This is a genomic window from Bradyrhizobium sacchari (assembly GCF_002068095.1).
Taxonomy (GTDB): Bacteria; Pseudomonadota; Alphaproteobacteria; order Rhizobiales; family Xanthobacteraceae; genus Bradyrhizobium; species Bradyrhizobium sacchari.
In genome coordinates, this window is sequence record NZ_LWIG01000054.1 from 81624 (window position 1) to 89954 (window position 8331).

The 8331-nt window shown below is 65.7% G+C and carries 7 protein-coding genes; all 7 read left to right on the plus strand.

Annotation, left to right across the window (positions count from 1 at the left end; translation table 11 throughout):
• The coding region (locus A5906_RS45575; RefSeq protein ID WP_245327056.1) for an FAD-binding protein at window positions 1–1044 on the plus strand (1044 nt) is incomplete at its 5' end.
• 100 nt (window positions 1045–1144) lie between these two features.
• Window positions 1145–1927, plus strand: a complete 783-nt coding sequence (locus A5906_RS34710; protein WP_080139613.1) for a succinate dehydrogenase iron-sulfur subunit — start codon at window positions 1145–1147, stop codon at window positions 1925–1927.
• Window positions 1928–2116: 189 nt separating this feature from the next.
• A complete protein-coding gene (locus A5906_RS34715; RefSeq protein WP_080139614.1) occupies window positions 2117–4270 on the plus strand; it encodes a hybrid sensor histidine kinase/response regulator in 2154 nt (717 codons plus the stop codon).
• Between the two features lie 53 nt (window positions 4271–4323).
• Window positions 4324–6279, plus strand: a complete 1956-nt coding sequence (locus tag A5906_RS34720) for an ABC transporter ATP-binding protein/permease (RefSeq protein WP_080139615.1) — start codon at window positions 4324–4326, stop codon at window positions 6277–6279.
• Between the two features lie 219 nt (window positions 6280–6498).
• A complete protein-coding gene (locus A5906_RS34725; RefSeq protein WP_080139626.1) occupies window positions 6499–7323 on the plus strand; it encodes an FkbM family methyltransferase in 825 nt (274 codons plus the stop codon).
• Between the two features lie 25 nt (window positions 7324–7348).
• Window positions 7349–7735, plus strand: a complete 387-nt coding sequence (locus tag A5906_RS34730; protein WP_080139616.1) for a VOC family protein — start codon at window positions 7349–7351, stop codon at window positions 7733–7735.
• Window positions 7736–7818: 83 nt separating this feature from the next.
• Window positions 7819–8061: a hypothetical protein gene (locus tag A5906_RS34735; protein WP_080139627.1), complete on the plus strand. Its 243-nt coding sequence runs from the start codon at window positions 7819–7821 to the stop codon at window positions 8059–8061.
• The last annotated feature ends 270 nt before the right edge of the window (window positions 8062–8331 follow it).

Sequence of the window (8331 nt, forward strand, 5' to 3'; positions counted from 1 at the left end):
ATCTACGGCTCGGGCTGTCTCGTCACAGAGGGCGCGCGCGGTGAAGGCGGCTATCTCGTCAACTCCGAGGGCGAGCGCTTCATGGAGCGCTATGCACCTTCCGCGAAGGACCTCGCCTCGCGCGACGTCGTCTCGCGCGCGATGACCATCGAGATCCGCGAGGGACGCGGCGTCGGCAAGAAGAAGGACCACATCTTCCTGCATCTCGACCATCTCGATCCCGCGGTGCTCGCCGAGCGCCTGCCGGGCATCTCGGAATCCGCCAAGATCTTCGCCAATGTCGACGTGACGCGCGAGCCGATCCCGATCGTGCCGACCGTGCACTACAACATGGGCGGCATCCCGACGAACTATCACGGCGAAGTGCTGACCAAGAAGGACGGCGACGACAACGCCATCATCCCGGGCCTGATGGCGATCGGCGAGGCCGCCTGCGTCTCCGTGCACGGCGCCAACCGTCTCGGCTCCAACTCGCTGATCGACCTCGTCGTGTTCGGCCGCGCCGCCGCGCTGCGCCTTGCCGAGAAGCTGACGCCCAATGCCAAGCAGCCCGAGCTGCCGGCGAACTCGGCCGAGCTCGCGCTCGGCCGCCTCGACCATTATCGCTACGCCTCCGGCGGCACGCCGACCGCGAAGCTGCGCGAGGGCATGCAGCACGTGATGCAGAACAATTGCGCGGTGTTCCGCACCGGCGAAGTGCTGAGCGAAGGCCAGAACCTGATCGAGAAGGTCCACAGCGGCATCACCGACATCGCCGTGTCCGACCGTTCGCTGGTGTGGAATTCGGACCTCGTCGAGACGCTGGAGTTCGACAATCTGATCTCGCAGGCGGTGGTGACGATGAACTCGGCCGCCAACCGCACCGAGAGCCGCGGCGCCCATGCCCGCGAGGACTTCTCCGAGCGCGACGACAAGAACTGGATGAAGCACACGCTGGCCTGGCTGGACGATGCCGGCAAGGTCAAGATCGAGTACCGCCCGGTTCACAACTACACCATGACCAACGACGTGCAGTACATCCCGCCGAAGGCGCGCGTGTATTGATCATTGCTGTCATTGCCGGGCTTGACCCGGCAATCCATCCTTTAAAGATGGATGCGCGGGTCAAGCCCGCGCATGACGGAAGAAACCAGAGGCAGGACTTATGGTTGAATTCGCACTTCCGAAGAACTCCAAGATCACCGGCGGCAAGACCTGGCCGAAGCCCGCGGGCGCGACCGAGCTGCGCGAGTTCAAGGTCTATCGCTGGAATCCGGATGACGGCAAGAATCCGAGCATCGACACCTATTACGTCGACACCAATGATTGCGGCCCGATGGTGTTGGACGGCCTGATCTGGATCAAGAACCACATCGATCCGTCGCTGACCTTCCGCCGCTCCTGCCGCGAAGGCGTCTGCGGCTCCTGCGCCATGAACATCGACGGCCAGAACACGCTGGCCTGCACCCGCTCGATGCACGACGTCAAGGATGGCGCGGTCAAGATCAACCCGCTGCCGCACCAGCCGGTGGTGAAGGACCTGGTTCCCGACCTGACCAATTTCTACGCGCAGTACGCCTCCGTGGAGCCGTGGCTGAAGACGACTTCGCCGACGCCGCAAAAGGAATGGCGCCAGAGCCACGAGGACCGCGAGAAGCTCGACGGCCTCTACGAGTGCATCCTGTGCGCCTGCTGCTCGACCTCGTGCCCGAGCTATTGGTGGAACAGCGACCGCTATCTCGGTCCCGCCGCACTGCTCCAGGCCAACCGCTGGGTCTCTGACTCCCGCGACGAAGCCACCGGCGAGCGCCTCGACAATCTCGAGGATCCGTTCCGGCTTTATCGCTGCCACACCATCATGAACTGCGCCAAGGCCTGCCCGAAGGGCCTCAACCCCGCTGAAGCCATCGCCGAGCTGAAGCTCAAGATGGTCGAGCGGCAGATCTAGCATCGTTCATGCCATGGACCCCGGCCATCACGCCCGGGGCATGCCACGACCGGCCTCGGTTTGAGTAGAATTTGCCGCAACGCGCGTGGCGGGCGATTCTCCAGAATACAACCCAAGATTATATCGACAAGCCGCTTCCTTCCCGGCGGGAAATTCAAGTAAGCTCTCCGGCCAGGGACCGGAGCGACCGTGCAGGGAGCGCAACGCAATTCGCTGAGGCTTTTGCAGTGGATGATGGTTGCATCCCTGGCACTGCCGATTGCGCTGTTCGCGATCGCCTCCACGATCTCCTACACCTCGACCCGTGACATCGCCGACCGCGAGATCGAGCGCACGCTCGATGTGGCGCATGAGCACGCGCTCAAGGTGTTCGAGACCATCGACCGCAGCCTGTCCGAGCTCAATGAGGTCGTGCGCGGCCTTCCCGACGACATCATCCGCGCCCGCGAAGCTATGCTGCACCGGCGGCTGAAGCGGCTGACCGATTCGCTGCCGCAGCTCAAATCAGCCTGGATCTTCGACGCGAACGGAAAGGCGCTGGTCAACAGCCTCGCCTCGCCGCCGCCCGAGCTCGGCTTTGCCGACCGCGACTATTTCTACGCCCATGTCGACCAGACCATCGGCACCTTCATCGGCATGCCGCTGACGCCGCGCCCGCCCTATCAGGGCGCGCGTTTCTTCGGCGTGAGCCGCCGCCGCGACTCCGACGACGGCCGCTTCACCGGCGTGATCCAGGCTTCCGTCCTGCCGGAATATTTCGAGAGCTTCTACGCCAGGATCGGGTCGGATCCCGGCAGCTTCTTCGCGATGGGCCGCGCCGACGGCGTGGTGCTGGCGCATTTCCCGCGGCTCGAGGGCGACCTCCGCCTCGACCCGGGCGGACCGGTCGGCCGCGAGATCGCCGCGCAGCCCGCGCGCGGGCTCATGACCATCGCCTGGCCCTCGGACGGGATCGAGCGCCGCATCGGCTACAGGCGCGTCGCCGAATATCCGATCTATGTCAGTGCCGGGCTCGAGACGTCGGCGATCCGCGGGCGCTGGTACGCCACCATCGGCCAGCATCTGGTGTTCGGAGTTCCCGCCACCGCGCTGCTGTTTCTGCTGCTCGCATTCGCGTTCCGGCGCACCCAGCATCTGCAGATGGAAGCGGCAAGGCGGCGCGAGGCCGAGGAGGCGCTCAAGCACAGCCAGCGTCTGGAGGCCCTCGGCCAGCTCACCGGCGGCGTCGCCCACGACTTCAACAACCTGCTGACCGTGATCCGCGCCTCGGTCGATCTTTTGAACCGCCCGCAGCTGACCGAGGAGCGCCGGCAGCGCTACATCACGGCGATCGCGGACGCGGTGGCGCGCGCGGCCAAGCTGACCTCACAGCTGCTCGCCTTTGCGCGGCGCCAGACCCTGAAACCGGAGGTGTTCGACGTCGGCGAGCGTTTGCAGTCGCTGCACGACATGCTCGCCACGCTGCTGGGACCTGCCATCGAGATCGCGATGCGGCTGCCGTCGGAGCCGTGCCTCGTCAATGCCGACGCCAGCCAGTTCGAGACCGCGCTGATCAACATGGCGACCAATGCGCGCGACGCCATGCAGGGCAAGGGCCGGATCAGCTTCACCGTCGAAGCGGCAGCGACCATTCCTGACGCGCCGGCGCACGTCCCGAACAGTCATGTCCCGGGAAACTTCGGTTTCGTCGGCGTGATCGTCAACGACACCGGCGTCGGCATTCCGGCCGCGCGATTAGGGCGGATCTTCGAGCCGTTCTTCACCACCAAGCAGGTCGGCCACGGCACCGGTCTTGGCCTGTCCCAGGTGTTCGGTTTCGCCCGGCAATCCGGCGGCGAGGTCACGGTCACCAGCGAAGTCGGCCGGGGCAGCACCTTCTCGCTTTATCTCCCACGCGTGCCCGCAGACCTCCTGCCGCAACAGCAGGCGCCGAACACCGCGCCCGCCGTCGCCGACAGCGGCATGTCGGTGCTGCTGGTCGAGGACAATATCGAGCTCGCCAATTTCGCCGCCGATGGCCTCACCGCGCTCGGCTACAGCATCACGCTGGTCGACAATGCCGCCGATGCGCTCGCCGAGCTCGTCGTGGACGCCGATCGTTTCGATGTCGTGTTCTCCGACATCGTGATGCCCGGAATGACCGGGCTCGATCTGGCACGCGCGGTCCACGATCGCAGCATCGGCGTGCCGGTCGTGCTGACCACCGGCTATAGCGAGGCGCTGTCGCAGGAGGGCAGCCTCGGTTTCGATCTCGTGCAAAAACCCTATTCGATCGAGGAGCTGTCGCACGTGCTCCACCGGGTTGCACGGCTGCGGCGGGTGCGCGGCGGCGCAGCCGGCTAGGATGCGCCCGGGAACTGACGGGAACCGGTTGATTTCCTTTGCGTTGTCCGGCCATGCAAGAGCTGGCCGCAGAACGCGAACAAGGCAGGACGCCGCCCATCGTCGAGATCAAGGGCGAGAACGGCGACGAGGTCGCGCCGCCGCCGCCGGAATTGCTCGAGCCTGATCCCGAGCTGTCGCCTGAAGAAGCCGAGCAGGCCCGCAAGGATTACCTGCTGACCCGCTTCTGGATCAGCGCGCGCGGCTTCTGGGGCCGCAACGGCGACCGCCTGGCCTGGCCGTTCTCGATCGGCCTCGGCGTGCTGATCGTCCTCACCGTCGGCTTCCAGTACGGGATCAACGTCTGGAATCGCGCGATCTTCGATGCCATCGAGAAACGCGAGGCGGCCACCGTTTTCCATCTCACCGCAGTTTTCTTCCCGCTCGCGATCGGCAGCATCGTGCTCGGCGTGGTGCAGGTGTTCGCGCGCATGAGCATCCAGCGGCGCTGGCGGGCCTGGCTCACCAGCAGCGTGCTGACGCGCTGGCTCGCCAACGGGCGCTACTACCAGCTCAATCTCGTCGACGGCGACCACAAGAACCCCGAATACCGGATCGCCGAAGATTTGCGCATCGCGACCGATGCGCCGGTCGATTTCCTCACCGGTGTCACCTCGGCGCTGCTGTCGGCTGTGACCTTCATCGTCGTGCTCTGGACCATCGGCGGCGCGCTCACCGTGACGCTCGGCGGCGCGTCGGTGACCATTCCCGGCTTCCTCGTGATCGCCGCCATCCTCTACGCCACGATCGCCTCCGGATCGATCATGGTGATCGGCCGGCGCTTCGTCCAGGTCTCGGAGGACAAGAACCAGGCCGAGGCCGATTTCCGCTACACGCTGACACGCGTGCGCGAGAACGGCGAAAGCATCGCCCTGCTCGGCGGCGAGGAGGAGGAGCGCGACGGCATCGACCGCAACTTCACCAGCGTGTTGCGGCAATGGGCGCGCCTCGCCGGCCAGCACATGCGCACGACACTGGTGTCGCAGGGATCAAGCCTCGTTGCACCGGTCGTGCCGCTGCTGCTCTGCGCCCCAAAATTCCTCGACGGCAGCATGACGCTGGGGCAGGTGATGCAGGCGGCTTCCGCCTTCACCATCGTGCAGAGCGCGTTCGGCTGGCTGGTCGACAATTATCCGCGGCTCGCCGACTGGAACGCCTGCGCGCGCCGCATCGCCTCGCTGATGATGTCGCTCGATGGCCTCGAACGCGCCGAGCAGGGCGACGGCCTCGGCCGCATCAAGCGCGGCGAGACGCACAACGAGGCGATGCTGGAGCTGCACGATCTCTCCGTCACGCTCGATGACGGCACCGCCGTGGTCGGCGAGACCGAAGTGGTCATCGAACCGGGCGAGCGGCTGCTGGTCGCCGGCGAATCCGGCACCGGCAAGAGCACGCTGGTGCGCGCCATCGCGGGGCTGTGGCCATGGGGCGGCGGCAGCGTCAACTTTCATCCGGACCGGCGGCTGTTCATGCTGCCGCAGCGGCCCTACGTGCCGTCCGGATCCTTGCGCCGCGCCGTCGCCTATCCCGGCGCCGCAGAGGACTGGACTGTCGAGGAGATCGGGGAAGCCCTGCACAAGGTCGGGCTCGATCATCTCAAGGAGAAGATCGAGGAAGATGGTCCTTGGGACCAGACGCTGTCCGGCGGCGAGAAGCAGCGCCTCGCCTTCGCGCGGCTGCTGCTGCACCAGCCCGACATCGTCGTGCTCGATGAAGCGACCTCGGCACTCGACGAGAAGAGCCAGGACAGGATGATGAAGACGGTCACCGACGAGCTGCCAAAGGCGACCATCGTCAGCGTCGCGCATCGTGTCGAGCTGGAAGCCTTTCACAGCCGAAAGATCGTGCTTGAGCGCCGCAAGGGCGGCGCCAAGCTCGTCAGCGACGTCGATCTGATCCCGCGCAAGGGCCGGCGCAGGCTGCTCGGGCGATTCCTGCGCCAGCGCAAGGCGCCGAAGAAGGCCGCGTGAGGCACTGTCGTCCCGGCGAAGGCCGAGACCCATACCACGTGATTTTACCTTGAGCAGGCTGTGCGTGTACCGCGCAAAGCCACTTAACTGCCGGTCTTCGTCACACACCTCCCTGGGGTTATGGGTCCCAGGTTCGCTTCGCGCCCCGGCACGACACCGAAATTGTGGCTCCCGCCAAAACCGGCTATGCATGCGCCGCTCGCAACGAGGACCTGCTGCTTGACGCCCGACAATGCCCCTTCATCCGCGCCGTTTGGCGCGTATGCGCCGAATGCGGCGCAGGCCGCGATCATCAGCCTCGCGACGCGATCGGGGCTGAAGCGCGGCGCGTTCCGGCCCTGGCTGTCGCGGCTGGTCAATCTGCTGCGCGGCGGACCGATCGACGTGCAGTACCAGGGCGCCTCGTTCCGGTTCTATCACCAGGGCAGCGCGACCGAGCGTGGCGCGCTGTTCAATCCCGACTACAATCTCGACGAGCTCGACTTCCTGCGCCAGCATACGCCGACGGGCGGCGTGTTCGTCGATGTCGGCGCCAATGTCGGCACGTTTGCGCTGGTGATGGCGCGCCAGGTGGGGCCGTCAGGCAAGGTGGTCGCAATCGAGCCGCATCCACTGACTTTCGGACGGCTCGCCTTCAACCATGCCGCATCGAAGGCGACGCAGGTGCGCCTGGTGCAGGCCGCCGCGGGCGACAGCGACGGCGCGCTGATGATCGAAAGCGGCGGCGGCAATCTCGGCGCTACGCATGTCGTCACCGGCGCAGCCAGCGCGGAGGCCATCAAGGTGCCGTCGCTGCGCTTGACGCGCATCCTCGACGAGGCCGGCGTGCGCCAAGTTGATTCGCTCAAGATCGACGTCGAGGGCTTCGAGGACCGCGTGCTGATCGGCTTCTTCCGCGATGCGCCACAAACCTTGTGGCCCCGCGCGGTGGTGATCGAGCATCTGTCACAAAACGAATGGCAGCAGGATTGTATTGCCGACATGGTCGCGCGCGGCTTTACGGTCGTACGCAAGACACGCAGCAATACGTTCCTGTCGCGCTGACAGGGACAAGCAGGGGAGACTAGCGATGATCGACCATCTGGGTTTCTCGGTCTCGGACTATGAGCGTGCGAAAGCGTTCTATGCGAAGGCGCTGGCCCCGCTCGGCTACGGCCTGATCATGGAGGTCACGGCGGAGCAGACCGGTCACGCTGCGGCCGCGGGTTTCGGCGCCGACGGCAAGCCGGACCTCTGGTTCGGCGGCGAAGGCGCGATGAACAAGCCGGTGCACATCGCGATCGCGGCCAAGGACCGCGCCACCGTGGATGCGTTCTACCAGGCGGCGATGGCAGCCGGAGGACGCGACAACGGACCGCCCGGCCTCCGTCCGCATTATCACGCGAACTATTATGGCGCGTTCGTGCTCGATCCTGACGGCCACAACATCGAGGCCGTCTGTCATCTGCCCGAATAGGGCACGCTTCGAAGGGACGTGAGGCGGAACATCGGCACGGCGGCGTCGTTATCGTGCTCTGGACAACGATCTCGATGATGCCGATGCCGATCGAACCGCCCGAGATTCCACCGTCGACACCGGGCACGCCGACCGAGCCGCCGCCGGGAATTCCGCCGGGCAATCCGCAGCCCGATATCACGCCGCCGGTGCGCGAGCCCGGCTCGCCACCGCGGCCCGACGAATTGCCGGGCCACGCGCCTGAAGAGATTCCGTCGCGCGGGCCGAGCGGTCCGCTCACACCCAATCCTGCGACGGACGCAATGCCGCCGCGCAATCACATATGAGGCGAAGCATCACATGTGAGGCGATTGCAACGCGCGTCTGAATGCGCAATGAACGTCACCATAGTGAGTCGATTTGCGTGCAGAAATAAATCGGGCCGCGACCGCTTCGCCCGCCACAATGCGGCCTAACGCGTAGCTGTTCATCCCAACACTTCGTCAAAGAACCTTCCGGGGAAGTTCACCACCATGACCAACCTTCGTTTCGTGCTGCTTGCGACGACGGCTCTCACCGCGATGCAGTTGGCCAACACCGCATCGCATGCGCAAAGC

Excerpts from the sequence above, each read along its gene's own strand:
- A5906_RS34710 (WP_080139613.1), top strand. The coding sequence starts at position 1,145 with ATGGTTGAATTCGCACTTCCGAAGAACTCCAAGATCACCGGCGGCAAG.
- A5906_RS34730 (WP_080139616.1), top strand. The coding sequence starts at position 7,349 with ATGATCGACCATCTGGGTTTCTCGGTCTCGGACTATGAGCGTGCGAAA.
- A5906_RS34720 (WP_080139615.1), top strand. The coding sequence starts at position 4,324 with ATGCAAGAGCTGGCCGCAGAACGCGAACAAGGCAGGACGCCGCCCATC.
- A5906_RS34735 (WP_080139627.1), top strand. The coding sequence starts at position 7,819 with ATGCCGATCGAACCGCCCGAGATTCCACCGTCGACACCGGGCACGCCG.